Source organism: Geodermatophilus sp. SYSU D01119, from assembly GCF_054049975.1.
Map to the genome: position 1 here is coordinate 78,494 of NZ_JBJGYL010000012.1, position 26,394 is coordinate 104,887.

The window sequence follows — 26,394 nt, forward strand, 5'->3', positions numbered from 1 at the left end:
GTTTCCGGCGGCGATCAGCCGACCGACTCCAGCCGGGTGCGGGCCAGCCGCTCCACCAGCTCGGGCAGCGCGGTGGCCGGGACGCCGCTGAGGTCGCGCCGGCAGGAGGCGACGACGGTGCCGACGACCTGGGGCCGCATCCGGAACTCCGCCACCAGACGGGCCACGGCCTCCTCCACGGAGGCGTCCTGCGCGAGGTCGTCGGTCGTCGTCATGCGGGAGCGGCCCCTCTTCGTCCGATCCGGTCTCGGTATCGCGAGCAGCGTCGCCGCCCGCCGGGCCCGGCACCAGGGACCAAGGGCCCGGTGTGATCAGGTCGCGAAGTACCCGTTGGTCCCGTCCGCGGTGGCCGCGGCCGCGTCCCGGACCAGCGCGGCCAGCTCACCGGCGTCGACGCGGTCGAGGGAGGTGAACCGGACGCAGCTCCTGCCGCAGGACACCCGGCCCAGCCGCTCGGCGCGCGCCTCGGGGAGGTACGTCCCGTCGACGACGGCGCAGACGTAGAGCGACAGGTGCCGCTTCTGCGGGGCCAGCGACACCAGCGGCCACAGCGTGGTCTCCCGCGCCGACCGCGGCCGGTAGGGCATCAGCCCGTAGCCCAGCACCTGCCCCGACCCGGCCGGGACCAGCTGCCGGTCGAGCCCGGGCGCGGCCTCCCGGACCAGCGCGTCCACCCGGCGCAGCTCGGCCTCGCGCGGGCCGGCGGCGGCGAACCACTCCTCGATCGGGTCGGTCACGCGGGCCTCCTCAGTCCAGGACGAGGGAGAGCACGGTGGCGCCCGCGGTCAGGACCATCGCCAGGACGACGACCGCGGCGACCAGCCGCCGTCGCCGCTGCGCGTCCGGGCCGCCGGCCCCGCCCATGCCCATCACGCCGGCGACGCTACCGGCAGCTCCCGACGGACCGGGCCGGATCAGGCCGGCCGCCGGCCCCACAGCAGGGTGTCCAGTGCGGTCCCGGAGGGCGTGGCGCGCGGCACCGTGGCGAGGCGCTCGACGTCGAGCAGCGCGGCCACCGGCGCCAGGCGGGCGGGGCTGTGCAGGATCGCCGGGTCCTGCGGGCCGCCGACCCCGGCGGTGAGGTTCTCGAGGTCGTGGCCGAGCAGCAGGAACCGGCCGCCGGGCCGCAGCCAGCCGACGGCCCGGGTCAGCAGCCGGGTCATGTCGGGGTCGGGCAGGTGCAGGTAGGCGACGAGCACCAGGTCCTGCGACGACGGCGGCGCGTCCCAGGCCGTGACGTCGGCGGTCACCCAGGTGACCGCGCCGGCGCCCGGCTGGGCCCGGCCGCGGTCCAGCCCGGTGGCGGAGAAGTCGACCGCGGTGGCCCGCCAGCCCAGCCGCGCGAGCCACAGGGCGTGCCGCCCCTCCCCCGCCGCGACGTCGACGGCGTCGCCCGGCGGCAGCTCCCCCACCAGCCCGGCCACCAGCGGGTTCGGCTCGCCCGACCACTGCTGCCGCTCGGCGTAGCGCGCGTCCCAGTCCGCTGCCTGCACGGGCGCGAGTCTGGCAGCGGCGTGCACGCCGGGCGGGCCGGGGCCAGGGTGGTCGGGTGCGCACCGTCTCGCTGGTCCCCTTCGAACCGGAGCACCTGCTCGCCGTGCAGCCGTGGTTCGACGACCCCGAGACCCGGCGGCGGCTGGGCGGGCGCGAGTGGCCCACCCGCGAGCTCGCCGTGCGCGGCACCCGGTGGACGGAGGAGTTCCGCGGCCGGCGGGTGCTGCGCTCGTGCACCTTCGTGGCCGTCGACGACGACGGCGTGCTGGTCGCGCAGGTCGGCGGCGACGTCTACGACCGCTGGACGACGTGGGACCCGGCCGCCGGGCGCGTGCTGGAGACCGATCCCCGGCGGACGATGGGCGCGGCCTACGTCGTCGCGCCGTCCCGCCGCGGGCAGGGCGTCGGCGCGGCCACCCTGCGGGCGCTGGTCGCCGAGCCCGGCACCGCCGACGTCGAGCAGTTCGTCCTCGGCATCGAGCCGGACAACACCGCGAGCCTGCGCGCCGCGGCCGCCGCCGGGTTCACCCCGCGCACTCCCGAACCCGACGCCGAGGACATGGTCTACCTGCACCTGCGCCGCTGACGGAGGATCCTCCCCGTGCGCGCCGCCGTCTCCGCCGTCGACGACCTCGTCCTGCACGCACCGCGTGTCCTGGGGTTCGCCCCCACGGACCGCATCGCCGCCCACTACGGGCTCGACCCCGGCGACGTCGAGGACCACCTGCTCGACCACGGCGCCCGCGGCTGGGTGGGCACCGCGTCCTTCGACGGGACCTCCGGCTGGTTCGTCACCGCCGAGGGCCGGGCCGAGGACGAGCGCCGCATGGCCGCCGAGCTCGACCGGGTCGGCGCCCGCGACGTGGCCGCCGCCGCGTACGCCGACTTCCTGCCGCTCAACGCCCGCTTCGGCCGGGTGTGCACCGACTGGCAGGTGCGGCCCACCCGCACCGACCCGCTGGCCGCCAACGACCACACCGACCGGCGCTGGGACGAGCGCGTGCTGCGCGCCCTCTCCACGCTCGGCCGCGAGCTCACCGCGGCCACCGCCGCGCTGGCCGGGCGCCTGCAGCGCTTCGACGGCTACGCCGCCCGCTACACCTCGGCGCTGGCGCGGGTCGACGGCGGGCAGTGGCAGTACGTCGCCGGCGTCGGCGTCGAGTCCTGCCACACCGTGTGGATGCAGCTGCACGAGGACCTGCTCGCCACGCTCGGCATCCCCCGCGGCGCCGAGGACTGACCGCGGGCCGGCCGTCGTCACCGGCTGGCAGCATCCGGCGCATGCCCACGCCGACGGTCCCGCCCCGCGAGGTCGCGCTGCTGCGGCTGGTCGCCCAGCGCGTGGCCGGCCCGCCGTTCCCCGACGCCGCGGCCGCCGTCCGCGGGCTGCTCGCCGTCCAGGGTCAGGACCTGCCGGGCGCGCTGACGTCGGTGGCGCTGCGGACCGCCGGCCGGTCGCGGGCCGGCGTCGAGGCGGCGCTGGCCGACGGGTCCGTCGTCCGCTCGTGGCCGATGCGCGGCACCCTGCACCTCACGCCCGCCGAGGACCTGCCGTGGATGCTCGACCTGCTCGGCCCGCGGGTGCTCGCCGGCGCGGCCAGGCGGCGGGAGGTCGTCGGCCTGACCCCCGACGACCTCGAGCGCGCCCGCGGGGTGGCGGTCGGGGCGCTGTCGGGCGGGCGCCGGCTCGGGCGGAGGGAGCTGCTGGCCGCCCTCGCCGACGGCGGCTGCGACGTCGCCGGGCAGAAGGGCTACCACTCGCTGTGGTTCCTCGCGCAGACCGGGACGCTCGTCCTCGGCCCGCTGGAGGCCGGTGACCAGGCGTTCGTGCTGCTCGACGAGTGGGTGCCCGCGCCGCGGCGGCCCGGCCGGGAGGAGGCCCGGGCCGAGCTCGCGCTGCGCTACTTCACCGGCCACGGCCCGGCGGGCGTCGCCGACCTGGTCCGCTGGGCCGGCACCACCGTGCGCGACGCCCGCGCCGGGCTGGCGGCCGTGCGCGACCGGCTGGCCGCGGTCGACGTCGACGGCACCGAGCTGTACCTCGACCCCGAGGTGCCCGACCGGCTGGCCGCCTGCCGCGCGGAGGCCGAGGGCCTGCACCTGCTGCCCGGCTTCGACGAGGTGGTGCTCGGCTACGCCGACCGCACCTGCACGGTGCCCGCGGAGCACGCCGACCGGATCGTCCCCGGCGGCAACGGCGTCTTCCGCCCCACCGTCGTCGTCGGCGGGACGGCGGTGGGCACCTGGCGGTGGACCGGCACGGGCGCGAGACGGGTGGTCACCGCCGAGCCGTTCACCGCCTTCCCCGACGGCGTCGCCGAGCGCGTGCCGGAGCTCGCCGCCGCGCTCCCCTGACGCCGGGAGGCGGCCCCCGCACCGCCGGGCGAGGGTGGGGCATGGACTACACGCGCCTGGGCGCCACCGGCCTGGAGGTCTCCCGGATCTGCCTCGGGATGATGAGCTTCGGCGAGCCCGGCCGCGGGATGACGCCGTGGAGCCTCCCCGAGGACGAGGCGATGCCGCTCATCCGGTCGGCGCTCGAGGCCGGCGTCACCTTCCTCGACACCGCCAACGTCTACTCGGCCGGCTCCAGCGAGGAGATCACCGGGAGGGCCATCCGGGAGTTCACCACCCGCGACGACGTCGTCCTGGCCACCAAGGTGCACGGCCGGATGCGCCCGGGCCCCAACGGCGGCGGGCTGTCGCGCGTGGCGGTCCTGCGCGAGCTCGAGGCCAGTCTGCGCCGGCTGCAGGTCGACCACGTCGACCTCTACCAGATCCACCGCTGGGACCCGGCCACGCCGGTCGAGGAGACGCTGGAGGCGCTGGACTCGGCCGTCCGGAGCGGCAAGGTCCGGTACCTCGGCGCGAGCAGCATGTGGGCCTGGCAGTTCAGCAAGGCGCTGTACACCGCCGGCGAGCACGGCTGGCACCGCTTCGTGTCGATGCAGGACCACTACAACCTGCTCAACCGCGAGGAGGAGCGGGAGATGCTCCCGCTGTGCGCCGACCAGGGCATCGGCGTCATCCCCTGGAGCCCGCTGGCCCGCGGCCGGCTCACCCGCGACTGGGACGAGACGACGCACCGCTCGGAGAACGACGCGTTCGGCGGCCGCCTCTACGACGAGCGCAGCGACCGCGCGATCGTCGAGCGGGTGGCCGAGGTCGCCGCCGGGCGGGGCGTCCCGCGGGCGCAGGTGGCGCTGGCCTGGCTGCTGGCCAAGCCGGTGGTGACCGCGCCGATCGTCGGGGTGACGAAGCCCGGACACCTCGACGACGCCCTGGCCGCCGTGGACCTGCGCCTCACCGACGACGAGGTCGCCCGCCTCGAGGAGCCGTACACGCCGCACGCCGTCGCCGGTTTCTGACGGAGATCACGCCCGCGCCACGCCGGTCGCGGGCGCGGCCCCGGGAACGATGGGGGCCGTGTCCGTCGTCCGCCCGCTGCTCGGCCCGCCGGTGCCCGGGCCCCGCGCGCTGTGGCGGGCCGGCGGGCGGCGCGGCGTCACCGCGGCGGTGTGCCTGGCCGTCGCGCTGGGCACCGGGGCCGCGCTGGGCCGCGTCGACCTCGGCTCGGCGGCGGCGCTCGCGTCGTTCACCGCCGTCTACGGGCACGCCCTCCCCCACCGCCGCCGGGCCGGCGTGGTGGCCGCCGTCGGCGCGGTGCTGGTGGCGAGCAGCGCGCTCGGCGCCCTGACCGCCGGGCACCCGGTGGCGCTGGTCCTGGGCTGCGCGGCGCTCGCGGCCGCGGCGGCCGCGGCCGGCGTCGTCTGGCGGGTGGGCCCGCCCGGCCCGCTCGGAGTGGTGCTCGTCGCCGGCGGGTCCAGCGCGCTGGGCACCGCCCCGGGCGGGACCGGGCCGCACGTGCTGGCCGCCGCGGCCGGCGCGGCGCTGGCCTGGGCCGGCTGCATGCTGCCCTGGCTGTGGGACCCGACCGGCCCGGAGCGCCGCGCACTGGAGGCGGCCGAGGCCGCGGTGGGCGGCAGCCCGGCCGGCGCGGCCCGCGCCGTGCGGCTGGCCGACGTCGCCGTGCGCGGCGGCAGCCGGCGCGGCCGCGCGGACCTGCGCCGGCGGCTCGACGACGTCGAGGCGCGGTTCCTGGCCACCCTGCCGGTCGCCCTCCCCGCCGCTCCCGGCGCCGGCCCGTCCGCGCCGCCGGGTCCCGCACCCGCCCGCTGGTGGCACGTGCCCGCCGCCGCGACCGCGCTGCGCCTGGGCGCGGGCGGCGCCGCGGCCGGGCTCGCCGCCGTCGCCCTCGGCCTGGCGAGCCCGTACTGGGCGGTCACGACGGCGGTGGGCGTGCAGCTGGGCACCGACGCCCGGGCGACCCGCACCCGCGGGCTGCAGCGGGCGCTCGGCACCGCGGTCGGCGTGCTGCTGGCCGGCGCGCTCGTGGCGCTCGACCTGCCGCTGCCCGCGGCGATCGCGCTGGCCGCGCTGCTGCAGCTGGCGGTGGAGCTGCTCGTCGCCGCGCAGTACGTGCTCGCCGTCTCCTTCATCACCCCGCTGGCGCTGCTGCTGGTGCACCTGGGCAACCCGGCGACGACGGCCGGCGGGCTCGTGGCCGAGCGGCTGGCCGAGACCGGCGTCGGGGTCGTCGCCGCCCTGGCCGCGGGCCTCACGCTGCTCCCCCGCGCGTCGAGCCGGCGGCTGCCCGCGGCGGTGCGCGAGGTCACCGCCGCGGGTGCCGCGGCCGACGACCGCCGGCTGCACGCCGCCCTCGACCACCTGGCCGAGGTGTCGGCCGGCGCCCGCGCCGAGCTGCTGCCCACCCCCGCCGTGACCGCGGAGGTGCACCGCGCCCGCGCGGTGGCCGACCTGGGCTGGGCGCTGCTCGGCGCCCGGGCCCGCGGCGACGGCCCGCTGGCCGCGGAGCTCGCCCGCCGGCTCGCCGCCGGTCAGCCGGCCAGCTGAGGCGCCAGCTCCTCGAGGTCGTCGAGCACCAGCCCGGCGCCCAGCGGGCCCAGGCCGAGGAACCAGCGGTCGTCGTCGACGGCGACGGCGCGACCCCCGGCGACCGCGGGGATCGACTGCCACAGCGGCCCGGCGGTGACCTGGTCGGCCGCCGTCGCGCCGTCGGCCCCGTAGGCGCCGTGGAACAGCAGGTCGCCGTCGGCCTGGGTCACCTGCTCGGGCGAGACCTCGACGAAGGTCTCCGGCGTCCGCTGCACCTCCGGCCGGGCGAAGCCGACCTCGGCGAGCACCGACCCGATGAAGGACCCCTCGCCGTAGAGGCGGATCAGCGTGCCGTCGAGGAAGCGGGCGACGCTCACCTCGGTCTGCGCCGGGTCGCCGTAGAGGCCGCCGACCTCCTGGGCGCGGGCGGCGAAATCGTCCAGCAGGTCCTGCGCCTGCTCCTCGCGGCCGAGCGCCTCGCCGGCGAGCAGCAGGTTCTCCTGCCAGCTCTCCCCGATCGTCTCGGCGAACACCGTGGGGGCGATCTGCGCGAGCTGGTCGTAGACGTCGGCGTGCCGCACGGAATTGGACAGGATGAGGTCCGGCTCGAGCGCGGCGATCGCCTCGAGGTCGGGTTCGGCGATCGTGCCGACGGCGGCGATGTCGGCCGGGTCGACGCCGGCCTCGGACACGAACCCGGGCAGCTCGTCGCTGACGTCGGTGCGCACCGCCCCGACCGGGGTGATGCCGAGCGCCAGGACGGCGTCGAGCTCACCGGTGTCGAGGACGACGACCCGCTCGGGCGTGCCCGTGACCTCCGCCGTCCCGGCGGCGTGCTCCACCGTGCGGGTGTCCGCCGACGGCGCCGCGCCGGATCCCGCGCCGGTCTGCGCCTCGGCGTCGGCCGACCCGCACCCGGCGAGCACCGCCACCGTCGCCACCGCACCGGCCACGCGTCCGCGCGCCGTCCGTCCCCAGAGCACCGTCGCTCCTCCTCCCGGTGCCGGACCGTCCGGCACCGGGGGACAACTTAGGACAGCCTTCCCTGAGTCGGATCAGCGGCGTCGCTCGACGAGGAAGACGGGGATGACCCGGTCGGTCTTCTGCTGGTACTCGGCGTAGGGCGGGTAGGCGGCCACGGCGCGCTCCCACCACTCGGCCTTCTCCTCGCCGGTGATCTCCCGGGCGACGCCGTCCCACGGCTCGGGGCCGTCCTGCACGGTCACCTGGTCGGGGTGCTTGCGCAGGTTGGCCACCCAGGCCGGGTCCTTCGGCGCCCCGCCCTGCGAACCCACCATGGCGTAGACGCCGTCCTTCTCGACGCGCATGAGCGGCTGCTTGCGGACCTTCCCGGTGCTCGCCCCGCGGGTCGTGAAGATGACGACCGGCAGGCCGGTGTCGCGCAGCGTGTTGGCCTCGCGCCCGCCGGTGGCCTCGTAGCGCTCCACCTGCTCGCGGACCCACTGCTGCGGACTCGGCTCGTACTCACCCTCCAGCGGCATGCCCCGACCGTAGGTCGGGACCGCGCGGGCGGCACGCCGGCTCAGCGGGCGTCGATGGTGTGCGGGACGAAGAAGCTCAGGTTGTCGGTGATCAGCCCGTCGCTCTCGCGGATGCCGAGGCCCGCGGGCTCGCCGTCGACCACCCAGGCGCCGAGCACCGGGTGGTGCGGCCCGTCGACGCCGGCGAAGTCCGGCAGCGGCGCGAACTCCTGGACGACGAAGCCCTCGGTGCCGTAGCGCCCCGGCAGGGAGGTGACCACCCGCCCGTCGCGCACGATCTCCACGTTGGCGCCCTCCCGGCCCCACAGCGGCTTGCGCACGTAGTCCCGCCAGCTCGAGGGCATCTCGTCGGCGAAGTAGGCCGGCAGCAGCAACTGGGAGAGCACCGGGTCGCCGCCGAAGAGCCGCCACAGCACCGGCAGCAGCGCCTTGGTGCTCCACAGCATCTTGTAGACCGGCTCGACCCAGGTGGTACCGCCGGGCCGCGCGGCGTCGGCGAGGACGGCGGCACCGAACTCGTCCTCGATCAGCCACTCCCAGGGGTAGAGCTTGAAGACGACGTCGAGGTGCCGGCCGGCGGGGTCGTAGAAGCGGCCGTCGCCGGGGTCCAGGGCGATGTCCTCGACGACGAGCTCGACGGCCTCGTAGCCGGCCTGCACGACGGTGTCCATGAGGTAGGCGACGGTCATCCGGTCCTCCCCGGAGACGTCGCCGTTCGACCAGGCGAGGTGCACCCGCGGGCGCACGCCGGTCCGCCGCTCCCACCGGGTGAGGTTGCGCTGCCAGGCGGCGACGAGCTTCTCGTGCAGGGCGTTCCACTGGTCGCGGCCCTGCCCGGTGAACAGGTGCCAGTTCCACTGCGCGACCGCGGCCTCGACCAGCCCGGTCGGGGTGTCGGCGTTGAACTCCAGCAGCTTGGGCGGGCCCGAGCCGTCGTAGCGCAGGTCGAAGCGGCCGTAGACGCTCGGCGGCTCGCCCTCCCAGGTGGCCCGGATGCCCGAGCGGGCGATCAGCGGGATGCCCATCCGGTCGAACAGGTCGTTCTCGATCACGTGGTCGCCGGCCGCCACGCACATCTCGAACAGCTGCGACACCCACCCCTCGAGGCGGGCGACCTCCTCGGAGGTGAAGTCGTAGTGGGGACCCTCGCGCCAGTAGCTGCGCACGTCGCCGCCGGGCGTGGTGGTGCGGTTGAAGACCAGGCCGGAGGACTCGATCTCGGCCTCCCAGCCGGGCCGGACGACGCCGGCCTCGACGCGGCGCACCGGCTCAGGACCCCGAGCTGCCGGTGCCGCCGGTGCCCGAGCCGATGCCCCCGGTCACCCGCGTGCCACTGGCCACCGACCCCGTGCCGGGCAAGCCGTAGCGCTGGCGGGCGGCGGTGTCGCGCGGGTCGACGCGGGTGCCGCCGGAGGGCAGCACGGTGCCGACCGGCAGGCCCGGGCGGAAGCCGCCGAGGTAGAGGAAGAACAGCCCGCCACCGCCGCCGTCGTAGTCGTCGTCGCAGTAGTCCTCGTCGACGATCTCGCCGTCCTCGTTGGTGCAGTAGGCGACCTGCTCCTCCTCGTCGTCGCTGCCGCAGCCGGCGAGGAACCCGGTGGCGGCGGTGGCGAGCACCGTCGTCGTCAACGCGCTGCGCACCCGGTTCGAGAACGCCATGGACCCCTCCCGGCTCGGTGGACGCCCTGACCCTAGGTCCCGGCCGGACCGGCGCGTCCCCCGGTCGGCACGGACGGTCCCGTTCCACTAGCGTCCGGCACGTCGCCGAGCCCCGGGGAGGCGCGATGGCCGCCAGGGAACCCGCCGAGATCGCCCGCGTCGCGAGCGCGACCGGCGCGAAGAAGGTGCACCGGACGTGGGACCGGGTGCTGGTCAGCGCCTTCCTCGCCGGCGCCTACATCTCCTTCGGGGCGCTGGTGGCGATCACCGTCTCCTCCGGCCTGGACGCCGGGACGTGGGGCACGCTGCCCACGCTGTTCATGGGCGCCGCCTTCACCCTCGGCCTGGTCCTGGTGCTGATCGCCGGGTCCGACCTGGCCACCGGCAACATGATGCTGGTCCCGCTCGGCGCGATGAACGGCAAGCTCGGCATCGGCGACGTCGTCCGCAACCTCACCCTGGTGCTGCTGGGCAACCTGCTCGGCGCGCTGTTCGTGGCCTACTTCCTCGCCGTCTCCACCGGGGTGATCGGCGACCCCGACAGCACCGGCAGCGCGGGGCTGACCTTCGCCCGGCTGGCCGAGATCGCCGACGGCAAGACCCACCACACCGCGTGGGAGACCTTCCTGCGCGGGGTCGGCTGCAACTGGCTGGTGTGCCTGGCGGTGTGGATGTCGCTGGCCGCCACCAGCGTCTCGGGCAAGATCCTCGCGGTCTTCTTCCCGGTCATGGCCTTCGTCGCGATGGGCTTCGACCACGTCGTCGCCAACATGTTCTTCCTGCCCGCCGCGGTCTTCGCCGGCGTCGAGGGCGCGAACTGGGGCGACACCGTCGTCAACTGGCTGCTGGCCGGCGCCGGCAACCTCGTCGGCGCGGTCGTCTTCGTCGGGACCTCGTACTGGTACCTGTTCCTGCGCGACGAGCCGCAGGCGGCGCCGACCACCGGGGCGGAGCCGGCCGAGCGCGCCTGAGGCCGCCCGTCGCTACCGTCGCCCGCGTGAGCGAGACGAGCACACCTCCCCCGGACGACGACGGCGCCGCCGCCGCGGCCCGGATCGCCGCCGGCTACGCCACCGAGGGCCCCGCGCTCGACCTGGGCGCGGTCTCCGCCGGCGGACGCACGCACCCGGACGCGCAGGTGCGCCTGCCGCTGTCGTCGCTCAACCGGCACGGCCTCATCGCCGGGGCCACCGGCACCGGCAAGACCCGCACCCTGCAGCTCATGGCCGAGCAGCTGTCGGCCGCCGGCGTCCCGGTCGTCCTCGCCGACCTCAAGGGCGACCTCGCCGGCCTCGCCGAGCCCGGGGAGGCGGGCGAGCGGGTCACCCGGCGGGCGGCCGAGACCGGCGACGCGTGGACGCCGGCCGGCTTCCCCGTGGAGTACCTCGCGCTCGGCGGGCTGGGCACCGGCGTCCCGGTGCGCGCCACCGTGAGCGACTTCGGCCCCACGCTGCTGGCGAAGGTGCTCGGCCTCAACGCCACGCAGGAGAGCTCGCTCGGGCTGGTCTTCCACCACGCCGACGAGGCCGGCCTGCCGCTGCTCGACCTCGCCGACCTGCGCGCGCTGCTCACCTGGCTGACCCGGCCGGAGGGCAGGGCCGAGCTCGCGGGCCTGGGCGGGCTGTCCAAGGCGACGGCGGGCGTGGTGCTGCGCGAGCTGGTGGCGCTGGAGGACCTCGGCGGCGACGTCTTCTTCGGGGAACCCGCCTTCGACCCCGCCGACCTGATCCGCACCGCCCCCGACGGCCGCGGCGTCATCAGCGCCGTCGAGCTGCCCGCCGTCGCCGACCGGCCGGCGCTGTTCTCCACCTTCCTCGTGTGGCTGCTCGCCGAGCTGTTCGAGGAGCTGCCCGAGGTCGGCGACCTGGAGCGGCCGGAGGTGGTGTTCTTCCTCGACGAGGCACACCTGCTGTTCAGCGACGCGAGCAAGGCGTTCCTGACGGCGGTCACGCAGACCGTGCGGCTCATCCGGTCCAAGGGCGTCGGCGTCTTCTTCGTCACCCAGCAACCCACCGACGTCCCCTCCGACGTGCTCGGCCAGCTCGGCAACCGGGTGCAGCACGCACTGCGCGCCTTCACGCCGGAGGACGCCGACGCGCTGAAGAAGACCGTGCGCACGTTCCCGCGCAGCGACGTCTACGACGACGTCGCCGAGCTGCTCACCTCGCTCGGCACCGGCGAGGCGGCGGTGACGGTGCTCTCCGAGCGCGGCGCGCCCACGCCCCTGGCCCGGACGGTGCTGCGCGCGCCGCGGGCCTCGATGGGCACCGTGGCGCCCGACGTCATGGCCGCCGCGGTGGCCGCCTCGCCGCTGCAGGCGCGCTACGGCACCCCGGTCGACCGGGAGTCGGCGCGGGAGCTGCTGGCCGCGCGTCTCGCGCCCCCGCCCGCCGCGCCGGAGGCCCCGGCCCGGCGCCGCGACGCCGAGCCGGGGCGGGAGGCCGAGCCGCGCCGGGAGCCCGCGCCCCGCCGTCGCGAGGCCGGGACGGCCGGCCCGGCCGACGACGGCGGGCTGCTCGCCGACGTCATGGCCTCTCCGGTGTTCCGCAGCTTCGCCCGCTCGGCCGCCTCGGCGCTGGGCCGGGAGCTCACCCGCGGCCTGTTCGGCACCCGCCGGCGCCGCTGACCCGGCTCCCGGGTGCGGGTCGCCCGCGCCGCCCGCCTCCGCCGGGATCATGGAGCTCGCGTCGCGACACGCCGCGCGGACCCGGCGCGTCGCCACCGGTACTCCGTGATCGCGGCCACCGGGCCCACGGGCGGGCGGGTGCAGGCCGGCGGAGGCGGGTTCGCCGGGGTGCGGCGCGCGGGTACCGGTGGCACGGTCGGACGGCACGCGACACCGGGAGGACCCAGGCACATGCGGTACAGGGAGGGCGGCGACCTCGACACGTCGTCGATCCAGGACCGGCGCGGCCGCGGGGGCGGCGGCGGGTTCGGCGGGCGCGGCGTCGCGGTCGGCGGCGGCGGGCTCGGCCTGGTCGGCATCCTCGTCCTGGTGCTGTTCCAGGTGCTCGGCGGCGGCGGGAGCGGCGGCGGCGCCGGCGGGCTCGGCGCGCTGTCCGGCGGGCTCGGCGCGGGCGAGACGGCCGACAACAGCGCCCTCGAGCAGTCCTGCGACGACAGCGGCGACGCCAACACCTCCGTCGAGTGCGCCGTCGTCGCCGACATCGACTCGATCCAGGACTACTGGTCGCAGACCCTCGACGGCTACGTCCCCACCGACACGGTCTTCTTCTCCGACCAGGTCAGCACGCAGTGCGGCGGCGCCACCAGCGGGTCCGGGCCCTTCTACTGCCCGGCCGACCAGCTCGTGTACATCGACCTGAGCTTCTTCGACACGCTGCGCAGCCAGTTCGGCGCCGAGGGCGGCGCGTTCCCGAACGCCTACGTGCTCGCCCACGAGTACGGCCACCACGTGCAGAACCTGCTCGGCACCAACCGGCAGGTCACCCCGGGCGAGACCGGCCCGACCAGCGGCACCGTGCGGCTGGAGCTGCAGGCCGACTGCTACGCCGGCGCCTGGGCCAACCACGCGACGACGGTGCCCGACGAGTCCGGCGCCCCGCTGATCGCCGAGATCACGCAGGCCGACATCGACGCCGCCCTGGACACCGCGGGCCGCATCGGCGACGACTTCATCCAGGAGAACCTCGGCGGCGGCACCGTCGACCAGGACACCTTCACGCACGGCTCCTCCGAGCAGCGGCAGCGCTGGTTCCTCACGGGGTACCAGACCGGGGACCCCGCGCAGTGCGACACCTTCGCCACCGACGACCTGGGATGACCCGGTGACCGAGCACCTGCGGGTGACCCGGGACGGCGCCGTCGCCGTCCTCACCATCGACCGGCCGGACAAGCGCAACGCCATGACGGCGGCGATGTGGGCGGCGCTGCCCGGCGTGCTGGGCGGCCTGGCCGGCGACCCGGACGTGCGCGTCCTCGTGGTCACCGGCGCCGGCCCGAGCTTCTGCGCCGGCGCCGACATCTCCGACCTGCTCGGCGGGCCCGACGCCGACGACCCGATGGCCCGGCTGCGCCGCGACAACCTCACCGCCCAGGCGGCGCTGCGCGACTTCCCCAAGCCGACGATCGCGATGGTCCGCGGGCACTGCATCGGCGGCGGCGTGGAGCTGGCCACCTGCTGCGACCTGCGGTTCACCGACCCGACCGGCGTCTTCGGAGTCACCCCGGCGAAGGTGGGGATCGTCTTCACCCCGACGTCGACCCGCCAGCTCGTGCAGCTGGTCGGGCCGGCCACCGCCCGCTACCTGCTCTACTCCGGCGAGCTCGTCGACGCCGACACCGCGCTGCGCACCGGCCTGGTCGACCGGCTGCTGCCCGCGGGCGACCTGGCCGGCGAGGTGCGCCGGTTCGCCGAGGTGCTCGCCGCCCGGTCGGCGCTCACCCAGCGCGCGGCCAAGGAGATCACCGCCGCGCTGGCCGCCGGGCGGCCCGACGACGAGGTCGAGGAGCTCGCGGGCCGCTGGTACCGGCAGACGGCGGCGGCCGGCGAACTCGCCGAGGGCGTGGCCGCCTTCACCGGGCGCCGACCGCCGCGCTTCCCCTGGCGGGGGTGAGTCAGGCGACCGACAGGCCGGACTCCTCGGCCTCGACGGCGGCGTTCCACTCCGGCTTCTCGGCCTGCCAGCGGTCCTCGGTGCGGCCGATGCGCCAGTAGCCCGACACCGACAGCCGCTCCCGGGGGACGCCGAGGCCGGTGCGCACGAACCGGCGCAGCTCCCGGACGGCGCCGGCCTCCCCGTGCACGAACACGTGGACGTCGCCCTCGGGCAGCTCGGCGCCGAGCACGGCGGCCACCAGCGCCACCCCGGGCGCGGCGGCGCGGTGCACCCAGGTGACCCGCACGCCGTCGCCGGCGGGGAGCTCCTGCTCCTCCTCCGGGCCCGCGACCTCGAGGAACACCTCGGCGCGGGCGCCGGCGGGCAGCACCTCGAGGGCGGCGGCGATCGCCGGCAGCGCGGTCTCGTCGCCGGCCAGCAGGTGCCAGGCGGCCGCCGCGTCGGGCGTGTAGGCGCCGCCGGGGCCGAACAGCTGCAGGGTGTCCCCCGGCCGGGCGGCCAGCGCCCACGGCCCGGCCACGCCCTCGTCGCCGTGGACGACGAAGTCGATGGTCAGCTCGCCGGCATCGGCGTCCCAGGAGCGCACGGTGTAGGTGCGGGTCACCGGCCACTGCTCGCGGGGCAGCCGCGCCTGCACGTCCTCGACGTCGAAAGGCACGCCGTAGCCGGCGCCCGCCGGCGGGAACAGCAGCTTCACGTAGGCGTCGGTGTGCTGCGGCGCGAAGCCGGCGAGCCCCTCGCCGCCCAGCACGACGCGGACGACGTGCGGGGTGAGCCGGTCGGTGCGCACGACGGTGCCGGTGCGCGGCGTCCGGCGGCGGCGGGCGTTCGGGTCGGCCACGGGCCCTCCTCGGAGTCAGGGAAGCCTCACCTTACTCCGGGCGCCGGATGGGCCCGCCGCGCATACCGGCAGGCCGGAGCCCGTTTCCGGACAGTCGCGTCCGGGTAGCCGGTCGCCTGCGGGAACGACGCCGTCCCGGCGCTGCCGCCCGGGCGCGCACCGCTGCCCGGACGGCGTCCGACCCGCACTTCCCCACGGCTCCAGCCGAGCGGTGCCCCCACCGCCGGCGTGCTCCACGCGCATGCGCTCCGGCGACGACCGTCGACCCGGGATGTGTGCGTGATCAATTCCCGGGTAGCGACATGCCGACCGAGATCCACTCAGGAGGAACGATGACCCACTCCATCGACGCCCCCCTCCCGCCGCCGCCCTCCTCGGGCGCGACCGGCTACGGGGACACGAGTACGACCTCGACCACCACGACGACCACGTCCGGCTCGCCGTCGACCACCGACGTCGCCAAGGACGAGGCCCGCAACGTCGGCCAGACCGCCAAGGAGGCCGGCAGCCAGGTCGCCACGACCGCCGCCGACCAGGCGAAGAACGTCGTCGCCGAGACCAAGCAGCAGGCGCAGAGCCTGGTCGAGCAGGGCCGCACGCAGGTGCGCCAGCAGGCCGTCTCGCAGCAGCAGAAGGCCGGGCAGAGCCTGGCGGGCCTCGCCGAGCAGCTGCGCAACATGGTCGAGGGCAACGCCCCGGCCCCCGGCCCCGCCCGCGACCTCATCACCGAGGGCGCCGGCCGCGTGCAGCAGTTCGCCGACATGCTGCAGAACCGCGAGCCCGCCGACCTCCTCGAGGACGTCCGCAGCTTCGCCCGCCGCAAGCCCGGCGTCTTCCTGCTCGGTGCCGCCCTCGCTGGCGTCGTCGCCGGCCGGCTGACCAGCGGCGTCAAGGCCGCGCACAGCGACGACTCCTCGTCGCGCCAGGGGCTGTCGTCGACGACGTCGACCTACAGCTCGGGCAACTACGTGGACCCGGCGCCGGCCTACTCCGGCTACGAGACCACCACCACGACCGGCTACCAGACCACCGGAGCCGGCTACGGGACGACCACCGGGTACGAGAGCACCGGCTACGAGACGACCGGGACCACCGGCACCCCGCTGCCGCCCCCGCCGTACGGCACCGTGCCGCCCGAGGGCAGCGTCGTGCCGCCGGCCGCCCCCGCCGGCTGGGACGACCCGACCCGCCGCCCGGGTCAGGGGGTCTGAGCCATGTCCTCCCCCTACTCCGGCGCGACGCCGGTGGGTGGCCAGAGCGGCTACCCGCCGGAGCCGCCGCAGGCCAACTACGCCGTGACCCCCGGCTACGAGCAGGGCGCCGGGTACCAGCAGGGCTCCACCGCCTACGGCCAGGACACCGGCTACTCCGACGCCTCCTACGGGGCGCACGCCGGTGACCGCGGCACCCCGATGACCGAGGCCGGCCGGCCCGACGTCGACGGCGCCTCCGTCGGCGAGCTCATCAGCGAGGTCACCAAGGACTTCTCCGTCCTGATGCGCCAGGAGATCGCCCTGGCGAAGGCCGAGGTCACGGCCGAGGCGAAGAAGGCCGGCCAGGGCGCGGGCCTGCTCGGCGCCGCGGGCTTCGCGGGCTACATGACGATCCTGTTCCTCTCCTTCGCCCTGTGGTGGGCGCTGGAGAACGTCATGGACGCCGGCCTCGCCGCCCTCATCGTGGCCGTGCTCTGGGGCGTCATCGGCGCCGTCGCCTTCGTGATGGGGCGCAAGAAGTTCCGGCAGGTCAACCCCAAGCCCGAACGCACCGTGGAGACCCTCCAGCAGGTCCCCGGCGCCCTGAAGCCCCACTGACCCCGGCCCTGCGGGCCCCTCACCCTCCCTGGAGCAGACATGACCAGCAGTGACCCGGACGTCATCCGCCGGCAGATCGAGGAGACGCGGCGCGAGCTCAGCTACGACGTCGACGCCCTCAACGAGAAGGTCAACCCGGCCCGCGTCGTCGACCGGCGCATGGCCTCGGCCAAGGGCCGGTTCGCCAACGTCAAGGACCGCGTCATGGGCTCGGCCCACGACACCCGGTCCTCGGCCCGCGGCACCACGCAGAACGCGATGAGCTCGGTGCAGGGCACCGCGCACGACGCGGTCGGCTCGGTGCAGGGCGCGGCCAGCAGCGCGGCCGGCACCGTGCAGGACGCCGCCTCGCAGGCCGCCCACGCCGTCCAGCAGGCCCCCGACGCGGTGGTCCGCCAGACGCAGGGCAACCCGCTCGCGGCCGGGCTCATCGCCTTCGGCGTCGGCTGGCTGGTCTCCAGCCTGCTGCCGGCCTCGCAGAAGGAGCAGCAGCTGGCCCAGCAGGCCGAGTCGGCCCTGCGCGAGCACAAGGACCAGCTCCTCGCCCCGGCCAAGCAGGCCGCCCAGGAGGTCGGCGAGCAGCTGCGCCCGGCCGCCGAGCAGGCCGTCCAGGAGGTCAAGGGCACCGCCCAGGAGGCTGCCCAGACGGTGAAGAACGAGGGCCAGTCGGCCGCGCAGGACGTCCAGGGCCAGGCCCAGCAGTCCCGCGAGTCGGTGCAGAGCCAGGCCAGCAGCAGCTGACACCCGCACCACCGCGCCACCCCCTGCAGCGCCCCGCCGGGTCCGACCCGGCGGGGCGCTGCCGCGTCCGGGGCTCCCCCGCCGGGGGTAGCGGCCCGGCGGCCGGCTGCACCACCGCCCTCCGCCGGCCGATCCCTCCCCCGTGACGACGGCGACGACCCCCGACGCCGCGCGGCTGCGCGCGCTCGAGGCCCGGGTCGCCGGACTCGAGGCCGAGCGGGCCAGGCTCACTGCGCTGGTCGACGCGCGCGGCGAGGAGCTCGAGGTCGCCGCCCGCATGCTGCGCGCCCGCGCCGCCACGATGACGGGCGTCGTCGACGCGATCACGCGCCAGTCGGTGGTCGGCACCGACCTCGACGGCGTCGTGCGGGTGTGGAACCCCGGCGCGGAGCGGCTGCTGGGCGCCCCGCGCGCCGCGGTGGTGCGCCGCCGCCGGATCACCGACTTCCACGACCCCGCCGAGCTCGGCGGGGACGGGCTCGCCGCGCTGGTGCGCACCGCGGCCGAGACCGGCAGCGACGTCCGCGACTGGACCTACGTGGCCGCCGACGGCACCCGCCGCACCGTCTCGGTGGCCGTCACCCCGCGCTCCCCCGACGGCGGCGCGCACGACGGCTGGACCTTCGTCGGCACCGACATGACCGAGGTGCGCGCGGCCGAGCGGCTCAAGGACCAGTTCGTCGCGCTGGTCAGCCACGAGCTGCGCACGCCCCTGGCCTCGGTGCTCGGCTACCTCGAGCTCGTGCTCGACGACCCGGGGCTCGGCGCCGGCACCCGACGCTCCCTGGCCGTCGTGCAGCGCAACGCCTCCCGGCTCGAGCGGCTGGTGGGCGACCTGCTGTTCACCGCGCAGGTCGAGGCCGGCCGGTTCTCCCTGACCCCCGGCGAGGTCGACCTGGCCGCGCTGCTGCGGGCCGCCGGCGAGTCCGCGCGGGTGACCGCCGACGGCGCCGGGGTGACGCTGGCGGTGACCGCACCGGCGTCCGGGCCGGTCGTGCCCGGCGACGCGCTGCGGCTCGGCCAGGCCGTCGACAACCTGGTCTCCAACGCGGTGAAGTTCACGCCCCGCGGCGGGCGGGTGGAGCTGGGGCTCGGCACGGCGGGCGGTCCCGGGGACGGCGAGGTGTGCATCGAGGTCCGCGACACCGGCGTCGGCATCCCCGGTGCGGAGCGGGCGGGGCTGGGCACCCGCTTCACCCGCGCGGCGACCGCCGTGCGCGCCGGGGTGCCCGGCGCGGGGCTCGGCCTGTCGATCACGCATGCCATCGCGGCGGCACACGGCGGGCGGCTGGAGCTGGCCAGCACGGAGGGCCGCGGCACCACCGCGACGCTGGTCCTGCCGCGCTGAGCACACCGCCCTTGCGCTGATCGTGCGGGGGTCCCGCGGGGGGCCTGCGCGGGCGGTGGCAGGCTGATGATCGTGAGCACCACGCAGGACGGCGACACGGCGCGGAGGACCCCGGGCCCCGACGGCGAGCTGCCGGCCCGGCTGCTGGCCTTCCTCGACGACTCCCCCGCCCCGGACCTGCCCACGGCCGACCCGGTCCTCGTGCGGCGGCTGCGCGCCCGCGCCACCGGCTGCGCCGGCACCCGCGTGGTGCCCGAGCCGCGGCGGGGTCAGGCCACCAGCCGGTAGCCCACTCCTCGCACGGTCCGGATCTCGGCCGCGGACAGCCCCGCGGCGGTGAGCTTGCGGCGCAGGTTGGACATGTGCGCCTCGACCAGGCGCAGGCTCCCGGCCCAGTCGGTGCGCCACACCTCGCGCAGCAGCGTCTCGCGCTGCAGCACCCGGCCCGGCCGCGCGGCGAGCGCGGCGAGCAGGTCGAACTCGGTGCGGGTCAGGGCGACCAGCGCGCCGTCGACGCGCACCTCGCGGGCGTCCTCGTCGACCTCGAGGTCGGCCAGCCGCACGACGGCGTCGTCGGGCTGCGGCGGCACCGGGCCGGTCGCGGGCCGGCGCAGCAGCGCCTGCACCCGCGCCACCAGCTCCCGCGGGGAGAACGGCTTGGCCATGTAGCCGTCGGCGCCGACGGCGAGGCCGACGAGCAGGTCGACCTCCTCGGCCCGCGCGGTCAGCATGAGGACGTAGCAGCCGCTCCCGGCGCGCAGCTGCCGGCACACCTCGGTGCCGTCGCCGTCGGGCAGCCCGAGGTCGAGGACGACGAGGTCGGGCGCCGACCGGCGCACCTCCGCCAGGCAGTCCGCGCCCGTGCCGACGGCGCGGACGTCCAGACCGGCCCGCTCGAGCACCGTGACCACGAGCTCGCGGATCTCCTCGGTGTCCTCCACGACGAGCACCGACTGCGCGCCCACCGCGCCTCCCGTCCCGGCGGCCACGGTGGCCGCCCCGGGAGGAGCAACGGCGGTGGCCCGACCGGACTCCACCCGGGCCGTGCCCGCCTCACCCCGCGGGGTGGCGTCAGACGAAGGCGCTCACGCCGGTCAGCGCGCGCCCGACGATCAGGCTGTTGATCTCGCGGGTGCCCTCGTAGGAGTAGAGGGCCTCGGCGTCGGCGAAGTACCGCACCACGTCGTTCTCCAGCAGGATCCCGTTCCCGCCGAAGAGCTCGCGGGCCAGGGCGACGGTCTCGCGGGCCCGGCCGGTGACGAACGCCTTGGCCAGCGCCGCCTGCTCGTCGCGGAACACGCCCTCCTCCTGCAGCTGGGACACCCGCACCGCCATGCCGAGGCTGGCGGTCACGTTGCCGGCCATGCGCGCGAGCAGGTCCTGGATCAGCTGGAAGCCGGCGATCGGGCGGCCGAACTGCTGCCGCTCCTTGGCGTAGGCGATGGCCGCCTCGAAGGCGCCCATCTGGCAGCCCACCGCCGACCAGGCGACGCCGCCGCGGGTCAGCTTGAGCACCCGGTTGACGTCCTTGAAGGAGTTGCCGTGCTCGAGCTTGTTCTCCGCCGGCACGCGGCAGCCCTCGAAGACGATGTCGGCGTTCTGCACGGTGCGCAGCGCGTACTTGCCCTCCATCTTCGTGGGCGTGAAGCCGGGCGTGCCCTTCTCCACCACGAAGGTCTTCACCGAGTCGTCGGCCACGTCGCGGGCGAACACGACGACGACGTCGGCGATGGTGCCGTTGCCGATCCAGCGCTTGGCGCCGTCGATGACCCACCCGTCGCCGTCGCGGCGGGCGGTGGTCTCCAGGCCGCGGGCGACGTCGGAGCCGCCGTGCGGCTCGGTGAGCGCGAAGGCGCCGATGGTCTGCAGCGACACCATGTCGGGCACCCAGCGGGCGCGCTGCTCGTCGGAGCCCAGCAGCACGATCGAGCCCATCGACAGGCCGTTGTGCACGCCGAGGAAGGTGGCCATCGACGGGTCGACGCGGGCGGTCTCCAGCGCGATGAAGCCGGTGAACAGCCGCGAGGCGCGCGGCCGGTGCTCGAGGTCGTAGCTGCGGCCGACCATCCCCTCCTCGGCGAAGCGGGGGACGAGGTCCATCGGGAACTCCGAGGACGCCCAGGCGTCGTTGACCCGCGGGCGGACCTCCTCGTCGAGGAAGCGCCGGATGCCCGCCAGCTCCTTGCGCTCGTCGTCGTCCAGCAGGGTCTCGTAGCCGTACAGGTCGCCGGTCAGCGCGCCGGTCGTGTCGTCGCTCATCGCAGGGGTCCTCCCGTCGGTGGGTGCTCCCCTCCCTACCCGGGACGGCGCAGCTGCACCGCCGCCGTCGGGAACGGCACGGTGGGCGCCTCCGCCGTCGCGGTGACGGCGAACCGGCGCTGCCCCGCCGCCTCCGCCACGGCCGCCGGCACGCGGTCCCGGTCCTCCGGGCGCATGACGGAGAAGCCGAGGACCACGCGCCCGCCGGGAGCCAGCACGCGGGCGAGGACGTCCCACTCCGGCGCTGGCGGCGTCCAGAACGCCCGGACGTCCACGGCGACCGCGGCGTCGAAGCGCTCCCCGTCCAGGCCGGCGTCGACGAGCGGGGCGGCGTGCACCCGCACCCGTCCCGCCTCGACCGCCGCCCGGTTGCGGCGGGCCGTGGCGGCGGCCATCCGCGCCGACCGGTCGACGGCGACCACGCTCCCCTCGCCGACCGCGGCCGCCAGCTCGGTGACCAGCACGCCGGCGCCGCAGCCGACCTCCAGCACCCGCTCCCCCGGCGCCGCGGCGACCACGCCGGCGACGAACGCCAGCCGGTCCGAGGCGCGGGCGGTCACCGGGGCCCGCTCACACGTGCGCCTGGCCGGTGGAGGCGCTGGTGCCGCCGTCGACCGCGAGCACGGCGCCGGTGACGTAGCGGGCGTCCCCGCTGGCGAGGAAGAGCACGGCGGGCGCGATGTCCTCCGGCTCGCCGATGCGGCCGAGCGGCACCCGGTTGACGTGCGGCGCGAGCGAGGCCTCGTCGCGCGGGACGCCGGCGTTGATCTCCGTGAACGTGAACGCGGGGGCGACGGCGTTGAGCCGCACGCCGCGCCCGCCCCAGTCCAGCGCGAGGGACTGGACGAAGACGGTCACCGCCGCCTTGGAGGCGTTGTAGGCGGCCTGCCCCCAGTCGCCGCGCAGGCCGGAGACCGAGGAGACGGCGACCAGGTTGCCGCCCGACTCCGCCAGCACCGGCAGCGCGGCCTTGGCCAGGTGGAAGAAGGCGTCGACGTTGGTGGCGCGCAGGTGCTCCCAGGCGTCGTCGGCGAGGTCGGTGATCTCGCCGCTCTCGTACGCCGCGGCGTTGCTCACCACGACGTCGATCCGGCCGAACCGGTCGACCACGTCGGCGACGAGCTGCCGCACCTGCGCGGGGTCGGACACGTCGGCCGGCAGCGCCACGGCGCGGTCCTCCGGGACACTCTCCAGCGCGGCCTCCAGCTTCTCCCGCCGGCGGCCGGTGACCGCGACGGTGGCCCCGGCGTCGAGGAACGCGCGGGTGATGGCCAGGCCGATGCCGGTGCCGCCCCCGGTGACGAGGACGACGGAGCCGCTGAAGTCGAACGTGGTGGTCGCCATGGGCTGCTCCTCCCCCGCCGCGGGCGCGCGGAACCGCGGATCAGCCCAGCGCGGCGGTGAGGACCGCCACGAGCCGGCCGATCTCGCCCGGGTCCGGCGCATGGTCGGGGTTGACCTCGGTGACGCACAGGCCGCGGAAGCCGTCGTCGGCGCACAGCCGGCGCAGCACCGCGGCGACGACGTCGAGCGGCAGTCCCTGCCCGTGGTCGGGCACGTCGGCCAGCGGCAGGTCGAGGAACTCGACGACGTCGACGTCGAGGTGCACGAGGAAGCCGTCGGGCCCGCGCACGGCCGCGGCGGCCCGCGCGGCGGTGCCCTCCGGGTCGGCCGCGACCGCCTGCGCCCGGACCATGCGCAGGCCGATCCGGCCCGCCGTCGTGGCGTCCGGCTCGGCGGCCCGCACGCCGACCGCCACGACGTCGTCCACCGCGAGCAGCGGCCGGGCCGGGCCGACGGCGAGCAGCCCGGGGTCGCACCCGGGCAGCGCGAGCACGTGCGCCAGCGCCATGGAGTCCGCGACGCCGGTGGGGTTGTCGGCCGGGGTGCGCAGGTCGACCCCGCCGTCGACGTAGACCAGGCCCGGCCGCAGCCCGGCGGCGCGGGCGCCGGCGACGAGCCCCACGGTGGTCGTGCACTCACCGCCGACGACGAGCGGCAGCCGCCCGGCCGCCAGGGAGCCGGCCACCGCGTCGCGCACGGCGGTGAGGCCGGCGGCCACCCGGTCGGCGTCGCGGACGCGCCCCTCCGGGCCCCGGCCCGCCCTCCAGCGCGCCGGGGCGAACAGCTCGCGCGCCGCCACCTCCCGCGTACGGGCCAGTGCCGCGGGCAGGCCGGCGTCGGCCAGGGCCGCCCAGGAGCGCTCCTGCCCCGGCCAGTGCGCCGCGGCGCTCGAGGGGGCGGCCAGCAGGTCGAGCGGGCGCGGGGTCATGCCGCGGTCCTACCGCCCGCTGCCGACAGGACGACCGGTTGACACGTGACACCGGTCGGTGTCACATGGAGGGGTGTCCGGTCCGACCGTCCTCGCCACCGACGGGCTGAGCCTCATCGCCACCGCCGGGTTCTCCGTCCCCGCCGCGATCCTGGTCGCGGGGGTCGTCGCCGCCGTGGTGCGCGACCGGCGGCTGGCCGCCCGGGAGCGGGACGACCTCGACGGGCGCACCGAGCGCCTCGAGGGCGCCCGGGCCGTCAGTCCCCCGCGAGCGCCCGGAGCTCGGCCTCGACCGCCGCACTGACGGCCGCGGCCATCTCGGTGCGGAAGCTGGCCAGCAGCGCCTGGGCGGCGGCCGGCTGGAGCCGGGACATCATGTCGCGCACCCGGTCGAGCTGCTCGGGCGGCGATCCGGACTCGAGCAGGGTGCGCCAGCCGGTCTCGAGGAACATCCCGACGTAGGTGCCGGCGATCTCCCGCACCAGCTCGATCACCCGCGCCTGCGCCGTGATGAGCGCCGACGGCGGCACGCCGAGCTGCATGACCTGCAGGCCCGCGGTCAGCAGCGACGGGTCGGTGACCCGCAGCCGGTCGCCGTCGAGCCGCTCGACCAGGCCGAGGCGGACCAGCTCCTCGACCGTGGCCGGGTCGATCGCCACGCCGGCCCGCGCCGTGAGCTCCCCGGCGGTGGTGTCCTCGGGCTCGGGCGGCAGCCAGGGCGCGAGCAGCGCCCGGTGCAGCGCCAGCGACGCCGAGCCGCCGATCGCGGGGGCGGTGGCCAGCGTGCGCTCGATGACGGCGAGCGAGTAGCCCTCGGCGAGCATCTCGCGCACCAGCAGCAGCCGGGAGACGTGCTCGGGGCCGTAGTAGCCGGTGCGCCCGACCAGCCGCGGCGGCGGCAGCAGGCCGCGGGCGGCGTAGGCGCGCACGTTGCGCACCGTGATGCCGACCCGCGCGGCGAGCTCGTCGACCGTGAACTCCCGGTCGCCGTCGTCCGCGGCGGGGCCGGGGGTCGATTCCTGTGCCTCCATCAGGACGGCATCGTAACGGGATCCGCATGTGTCACTTGCTGATGTGACGTCAGATGGTGTCTCATACCGCCGTGACGTCCATGGGACCAGCGCTGCTCGCCGTGGAGGACCGCCCCGCCGGAGGGGCCGCTCTGGGTGAGGTCGCGCTCGCCACCGCCCTCGGCTCCGCCCTGGTGGCCGCCCTGCTCGCCCTCGTCTGGGCGCACCGCACGCGGCGCACCGCCGTCCTCGCCCGGGCCGGCGACGCGCTCGGCCGGGCCACCGGCGTCCCCGGCTGGGTGGCGCTGCCCACCGTGCTCACCACCGCGTCGCTGCTGGCCGCGCTGCTCGGGATGCTCTGGGACATCGCGCTGCACATCGGCGTCGGCCGCGACGAGGGGCCGCTGGCCAACCCGGCGCACTACCTCATCCTGTTCGGCCTGTTCGGCGTCTTCGCCGGCGGCGTACTCGCCTGCTCGATGCCGCTCGGCGGGCGCCCCGGCCCGGCCGCCGTCCGTTTCCTGCGCGGCTGGGACGTCCCGGTCGGCGGCGTCCTGCTCACCGCCTCGGGCTTCTACGCCCTGCTCGGCTTCCCCCTCGACGACGTCTGGCACCGCCTGTTCGGCCAGGACGTGACGCTGTGGGGCCCCACCCACCTGATGCTCATCGGCGGTGCGGGCCTGTCGATCGTCGGCCTGCTGGTGCTGGAGATGGAGGGCCACGGGAGCCTGTCCACCGACGACGGCGACCGCCGGGTGGGCGACCGCGCCCGGTTCCTGCGCCAGGCCTCGGCGATGGGCGGCCTGCTGCTCGGCCTGTCGGTGTTCCAGGGCGAGTTCGACTTCGGCGTCCCGCAGTTCCGCCTCGTCCTCGAGCCGTTCATGATCGCCGCGGCCGCCGGCGCCGCGCTCGTCGCCGCCCGGCTCTGGATGGGCCGCGGCGGGGCCCTGGCCGCCGCCGCGTTCTTCCTCCTCGTCCGCGGCACCATCGCCGTCGTCGTCGGCCCGGTGCTCGGCGAGATCACGCCGCAGTTCCCGCTCTACCTGGGCTCCGCACTGCTCGTCGAGCTGCTCGCGCTGGCCTGGCCGCCCGCCCGCCGCCCCCTCGCGTTCGGCGCCGTCGCCGGCGTGCTCGTCGGCACCGCCGGCACCCTCGTCGAGGGGCTGTGGACCCGCCTCACCCAGGTCCTGGAGTGGAACGGCGACGTCCTGGTCGAGGGCACGCTCATGGCGGTGACCGGCGGGGTCGCCGGCGGCCTGCTCGGCGCCCTGCTCGCGCTGGGGCTGCGGCGCCGGCTGCCCCGCCCCGCCGTCGCCCGCGGCGTCCTGGCGCTCGCCCTGGCCGCGCTCGCCGGCGGCGTCGCCAACGGCCTGGTCGCCACGGTGCCGGACGACCTGCAGGCCACCTTCGGCATCGAGGAGGTCACCGCCGACCCGCGCACCGCCGACGTCACGGTGACCCTCAGCCCGGCCGACGCGGTCGACGACCCGGCCTGGGTCCAGATCACCGCCTGGCAGGGGCAGGGCCTGGTGGTCACCGACCTCGAGCGCACCGGGCCGGGGCGGTACCGCACGACCGAGCCGGTGCCGGTCGACGACGACTGGAAGACGCTGCTGCGCCTCCACGACGGCCGGGTGCTCACCGCGGTGCCGATCTACCTGCCCGCCGACCCGGCCATCCCGGCCGACGAGGTCGCCGCCACCGACGGCGTCACCCGCCCGGCCATCCCGGAGATCGACGTCCTGCAGCGCGAGCTGGAGGCCTCCGGCGGCGGGCTGTGGACCGTGGCGAACCTGGTGGTGCTCGCCTGCACGCTGGCGCTCGTCGGCGCCATCGCCTGGGGCGTCGGGCGGTACTCCCGCCGCGGCGGCGTCGGCGAGCGCTCCCCCGGGCGGCCGGTCGACCGCCCGGCCCCGACCGGCGTGGGCGGCCGCTGATGCGCCGCGCCCTCCCGCTCGCCACGGCCGTCCTCGTGCTCGCT

31 protein-coding genes are annotated in these 26,394 nt (G+C 76.6%); 16 read left to right on the top strand and 15 right to left on the bottom strand.

What is annotated here, in order from left to right; all coding sequences use genetic code 11:
* Positions 1 to 14: 14 nt before the first annotated feature.
* The 4 genes from ACI79X_RS11720 to ACI79X_RS11735 all read right to left on the bottom strand — a co-directional run bounded on the left by ACI79X_RS11720 (position 15) and on the right by ACI79X_RS11735 (position 1,493).
* Complete coding sequence (locus ACI79X_RS11720; protein ID WP_073419000.1) at positions 15 to 215, bottom strand: hypothetical protein; 201 nt, start codon at positions 213 to 215, stop codon at positions 15 to 17.
* A gap of 96 nt (positions 216 to 311) precedes the next feature.
* Positions 312 to 737, bottom strand: coding sequence for a DUF1801 domain-containing protein (locus ACI79X_RS11725; RefSeq protein ID WP_457025571.1), 426 nt, complete (start codon positions 735 to 737; stop codon positions 312 to 314).
* A gap of 10 nt (positions 738 to 747) precedes the next feature.
* Complete coding sequence (locus ACI79X_RS11730; RefSeq protein WP_457025572.1) at positions 748 to 873, bottom strand: hypothetical protein; 126 nt, start codon at positions 871 to 873, stop codon at positions 748 to 750.
* 41 nt (positions 874 to 914) lie between these two features.
* Positions 915 to 1,493 carry a class I SAM-dependent methyltransferase gene (locus ACI79X_RS11735; RefSeq protein WP_457025573.1) on the bottom strand — a complete coding sequence of 193 codons (579 nt, stop codon included), beginning with the start codon at positions 1,491 to 1,493 and terminating at the stop codon, positions 915 to 917.
* A 56-nt stretch (positions 1,494 to 1,549) separates the two neighbouring features.
* Here ACI79X_RS11735 and ACI79X_RS11740 point away from each other — a divergent pair, with 56 nt between their 5' ends.
* The 5 genes from ACI79X_RS11740 to ACI79X_RS11760 are packed head-to-tail and all read left to right on the top strand — an operon-like array spanning position 1,550 to position 6,408.
* Entirely contained in the window at positions 1,550 to 2,080 is a 531-nt protein-coding gene (locus ACI79X_RS11740) for a GNAT family N-acetyltransferase (RefSeq protein ID WP_457025574.1), read from the top strand.
* Between the two features lie 15 nt (positions 2,081 to 2,095).
* Complete coding sequence (locus ACI79X_RS11745; RefSeq protein WP_457025575.1) at positions 2,096 to 2,734, top strand: hypothetical protein; 639 nt, start codon at positions 2,096 to 2,098, stop codon at positions 2,732 to 2,734.
* A 41-nt stretch (positions 2,735 to 2,775) separates the two neighbouring features.
* A complete protein-coding gene (locus ACI79X_RS11750; protein WP_457025576.1) occupies positions 2,776 to 3,849 on the top strand; it encodes a winged helix DNA-binding domain-containing protein in 1,074 nt (357 codons plus the stop codon).
* A 41-nt stretch (positions 3,850 to 3,890) separates the two neighbouring features.
* Positions 3,891 to 4,862: an aldo/keto reductase gene (locus ACI79X_RS11755; protein ID WP_457025577.1), complete on the top strand. Its 972-nt coding sequence runs from the start codon at positions 3,891 to 3,893 to the stop codon at positions 4,860 to 4,862.
* Between the two features lie 58 nt (positions 4,863 to 4,920).
* Positions 4,921 to 6,408 carry an FUSC family protein gene (locus ACI79X_RS11760; RefSeq protein WP_457025578.1) on the top strand — a complete coding sequence of 496 codons (1,488 nt, stop codon included), beginning with the start codon at positions 4,921 to 4,923 and terminating at the stop codon, positions 6,406 to 6,408.
* On the opposite strand, the gene ACI79X_RS11765 is transcribed toward ACI79X_RS11760, so the two are convergent.
* The 4 genes from ACI79X_RS11765 to ACI79X_RS11780 form a co-directional block, all read right to left on the bottom strand.
* Positions 6,393 to 7,373 carry an ABC transporter substrate-binding protein gene (locus tag ACI79X_RS11765; protein WP_457025579.1) on the bottom strand — a complete coding sequence of 327 codons (981 nt, stop codon included), beginning with the start codon at positions 7,371 to 7,373 and terminating at the stop codon, positions 6,393 to 6,395. The genes ACI79X_RS11760 and ACI79X_RS11765 overlap by 16 nt on opposite strands.
* Before the next feature lie 72 nt (positions 7,374 to 7,445).
* Positions 7,446 to 7,892, bottom strand: a complete 447-nt coding sequence (locus ACI79X_RS11770; RefSeq protein WP_457025580.1) for a nitroreductase family deazaflavin-dependent oxidoreductase — start codon at positions 7,890 to 7,892, stop codon at positions 7,446 to 7,448.
* A gap of 41 nt (positions 7,893 to 7,933) precedes the next feature.
* Positions 7,934 to 9,157 (bottom strand): glutathionylspermidine synthase family protein, encoded by a 1,224-nt coding sequence (locus ACI79X_RS11775; protein ID WP_457025581.1) that lies wholly within the window; start codon positions 9,155 to 9,157, stop codon positions 7,934 to 7,936.
* Between the two features lie 4 nt (positions 9,158 to 9,161).
* Positions 9,162 to 9,551: a hypothetical protein gene (locus ACI79X_RS11780; RefSeq protein WP_457025582.1), complete on the bottom strand. Its 390-nt coding sequence runs from the start codon at positions 9,549 to 9,551 to the stop codon at positions 9,162 to 9,164.
* A gap of 125 nt (positions 9,552 to 9,676) precedes the next feature.
* Between ACI79X_RS11780 and ACI79X_RS11785 the strand changes: the two genes are divergently transcribed.
* The 4 genes from ACI79X_RS11785 to ACI79X_RS11800 all read left to right on the top strand — a co-directional run bounded on the left by ACI79X_RS11785 (position 9,677) and on the right by ACI79X_RS11800 (position 14,128).
* Positions 9,677 to 10,522, top strand: a complete 846-nt coding sequence (locus ACI79X_RS11785; RefSeq protein WP_457025583.1) for a formate/nitrite transporter family protein — start codon at positions 9,677 to 9,679, stop codon at positions 10,520 to 10,522.
* 26 nt (positions 10,523 to 10,548) lie between these two features.
* Complete coding sequence (locus ACI79X_RS11790; protein WP_457025584.1) at positions 10,549 to 12,177, top strand: helicase HerA-like domain-containing protein; 1,629 nt, start codon at positions 10,549 to 10,551, stop codon at positions 12,175 to 12,177.
* A 231-nt stretch (positions 12,178 to 12,408) separates the two neighbouring features.
* A complete protein-coding gene (gene ypfJ / locus ACI79X_RS11795) occupies positions 12,409 to 13,335 on the top strand; it encodes a KPN_02809 family neutral zinc metallopeptidase (RefSeq protein ID WP_457025585.1) in 927 nt (308 codons plus the stop codon).
* 4 nt (positions 13,336 to 13,339) lie between these two features.
* On the top strand, positions 13,340 to 14,128 hold the full coding sequence (locus ACI79X_RS11800) for an enoyl-CoA hydratase/isomerase family protein (protein ID WP_457025586.1): 789 nt from the start codon (positions 13,340 to 13,342) through the stop codon (positions 14,126 to 14,128).
* Between the two features lies 1 nt (position 14,129).
* Here ACI79X_RS11800 and ACI79X_RS11805 read toward each other — a convergent pair whose 3' ends face one another.
* Positions 14,130 to 14,972, bottom strand: coding sequence for a siderophore-interacting protein (locus ACI79X_RS11805; protein WP_457025587.1), 843 nt, complete (start codon positions 14,970 to 14,972; stop codon positions 14,130 to 14,132).
* Positions 14,973 to 15,304: 332 nt separating this feature from the next.
* Here ACI79X_RS11805 and ACI79X_RS11810 point away from each other — a divergent pair, with 332 nt between their 5' ends.
* The 5 genes from ACI79X_RS11810 to ACI79X_RS11830 all read left to right on the top strand — a co-directional run bounded on the left by ACI79X_RS11810 (position 15,305) and on the right by ACI79X_RS11830 (position 19,160).
* Positions 15,305 to 16,183: a hypothetical protein gene (locus ACI79X_RS11810; RefSeq protein ID WP_457025588.1), complete on the top strand. Its 879-nt coding sequence runs from the start codon at positions 15,305 to 15,307 to the stop codon at positions 16,181 to 16,183.
* Between the two features lie 3 nt (positions 16,184 to 16,186).
* Complete coding sequence (locus ACI79X_RS11815) at positions 16,187 to 16,783, top strand: phage holin family protein (protein WP_457025589.1); 597 nt, start codon at positions 16,187 to 16,189, stop codon at positions 16,781 to 16,783.
* 39 nt (positions 16,784 to 16,822) lie between these two features.
* Positions 16,823 to 17,524 (top strand): DUF3618 domain-containing protein, encoded by a 702-nt coding sequence (locus tag ACI79X_RS11820; protein WP_457025590.1) that lies wholly within the window; start codon positions 16,823 to 16,825, stop codon positions 17,522 to 17,524.
* A 142-nt stretch (positions 17,525 to 17,666) separates the two neighbouring features.
* On the top strand, positions 17,667 to 18,872 hold the full coding sequence (locus ACI79X_RS11825; RefSeq protein ID WP_457025591.1) for a sensor histidine kinase: 1,206 nt from the start codon (positions 17,667 to 17,669) through the stop codon (positions 18,870 to 18,872).
* A gap of 72 nt (positions 18,873 to 18,944) precedes the next feature.
* Entirely contained in the window at positions 18,945 to 19,160 is a 216-nt protein-coding gene (locus ACI79X_RS11830; RefSeq protein WP_457025592.1) for a hypothetical protein, read from the top strand.
* On the opposite strand, the gene ACI79X_RS11835 is transcribed toward ACI79X_RS11830, so the two are convergent.
* The 5 genes from ACI79X_RS11835 to ACI79X_RS11855 form a co-directional block, all read right to left on the bottom strand.
* A complete protein-coding gene (locus ACI79X_RS11835) occupies positions 19,142 to 19,837 on the bottom strand; it encodes a response regulator transcription factor (protein WP_457025593.1) in 696 nt (231 codons plus the stop codon). The two genes, ACI79X_RS11830 and ACI79X_RS11835, sit on opposite strands and share 19 nt — an antisense overlap.
* Before the next feature lie 106 nt (positions 19,838 to 19,943).
* Positions 19,944 to 21,131 carry an acyl-CoA dehydrogenase family protein gene (locus ACI79X_RS11840; RefSeq protein ID WP_457025594.1) on the bottom strand — a complete coding sequence of 396 codons (1,188 nt, stop codon included), beginning with the start codon at positions 21,129 to 21,131 and terminating at the stop codon, positions 19,944 to 19,946.
* A 35-nt stretch (positions 21,132 to 21,166) separates the two neighbouring features.
* On the bottom strand, positions 21,167 to 21,691 hold the full coding sequence (locus ACI79X_RS11845; protein ID WP_457025595.1) for a methyltransferase domain-containing protein: 525 nt from the start codon (positions 21,689 to 21,691) through the stop codon (positions 21,167 to 21,169).
* A gap of 10 nt (positions 21,692 to 21,701) precedes the next feature.
* Positions 21,702 to 22,475, bottom strand: a complete 774-nt coding sequence (locus ACI79X_RS11850; protein ID WP_457025596.1) for an SDR family NAD(P)-dependent oxidoreductase — start codon at positions 22,473 to 22,475, stop codon at positions 21,702 to 21,704.
* Positions 22,476 to 22,515: 40 nt separating this feature from the next.
* Positions 22,516 to 23,403 (bottom strand): arginase family protein, encoded by an 888-nt coding sequence (locus ACI79X_RS11855; protein ID WP_457025597.1) that lies wholly within the window; start codon positions 23,401 to 23,403, stop codon positions 22,516 to 22,518.
* A 73-nt stretch (positions 23,404 to 23,476) separates the two neighbouring features.
* Here ACI79X_RS11855 and ACI79X_RS11860 point away from each other — a divergent pair, with 73 nt between their 5' ends.
* Positions 23,477 to 23,707 (top strand): hypothetical protein, encoded by a 231-nt coding sequence (locus tag ACI79X_RS11860; protein WP_457025598.1) that lies wholly within the window; start codon positions 23,477 to 23,479, stop codon positions 23,705 to 23,707.
* Here ACI79X_RS11860 and ACI79X_RS11865 read toward each other — a convergent pair.
* Entirely contained in the window at positions 23,661 to 24,434 is a 774-nt protein-coding gene (locus ACI79X_RS11865; RefSeq protein ID WP_457025599.1) for a MerR family transcriptional regulator, read from the bottom strand. The genes ACI79X_RS11860 and ACI79X_RS11865 overlap by 47 nt on opposite strands.
* Positions 24,435 to 24,514: 80 nt before the next feature.
* Between ACI79X_RS11865 and ACI79X_RS11870 the strand changes: the two genes are divergently transcribed.
* The gene (locus ACI79X_RS11870) at positions 24,515 to 26,350 is read left to right on the top strand and encodes a hypothetical protein (RefSeq protein WP_457025633.1); all 1,836 of its coding nucleotides are present in this window, start codon (positions 24,515 to 24,517) and stop codon (positions 26,348 to 26,350) included.
* The last annotated feature ends 44 nt before the right edge of the window (positions 26,351 to 26,394 follow it).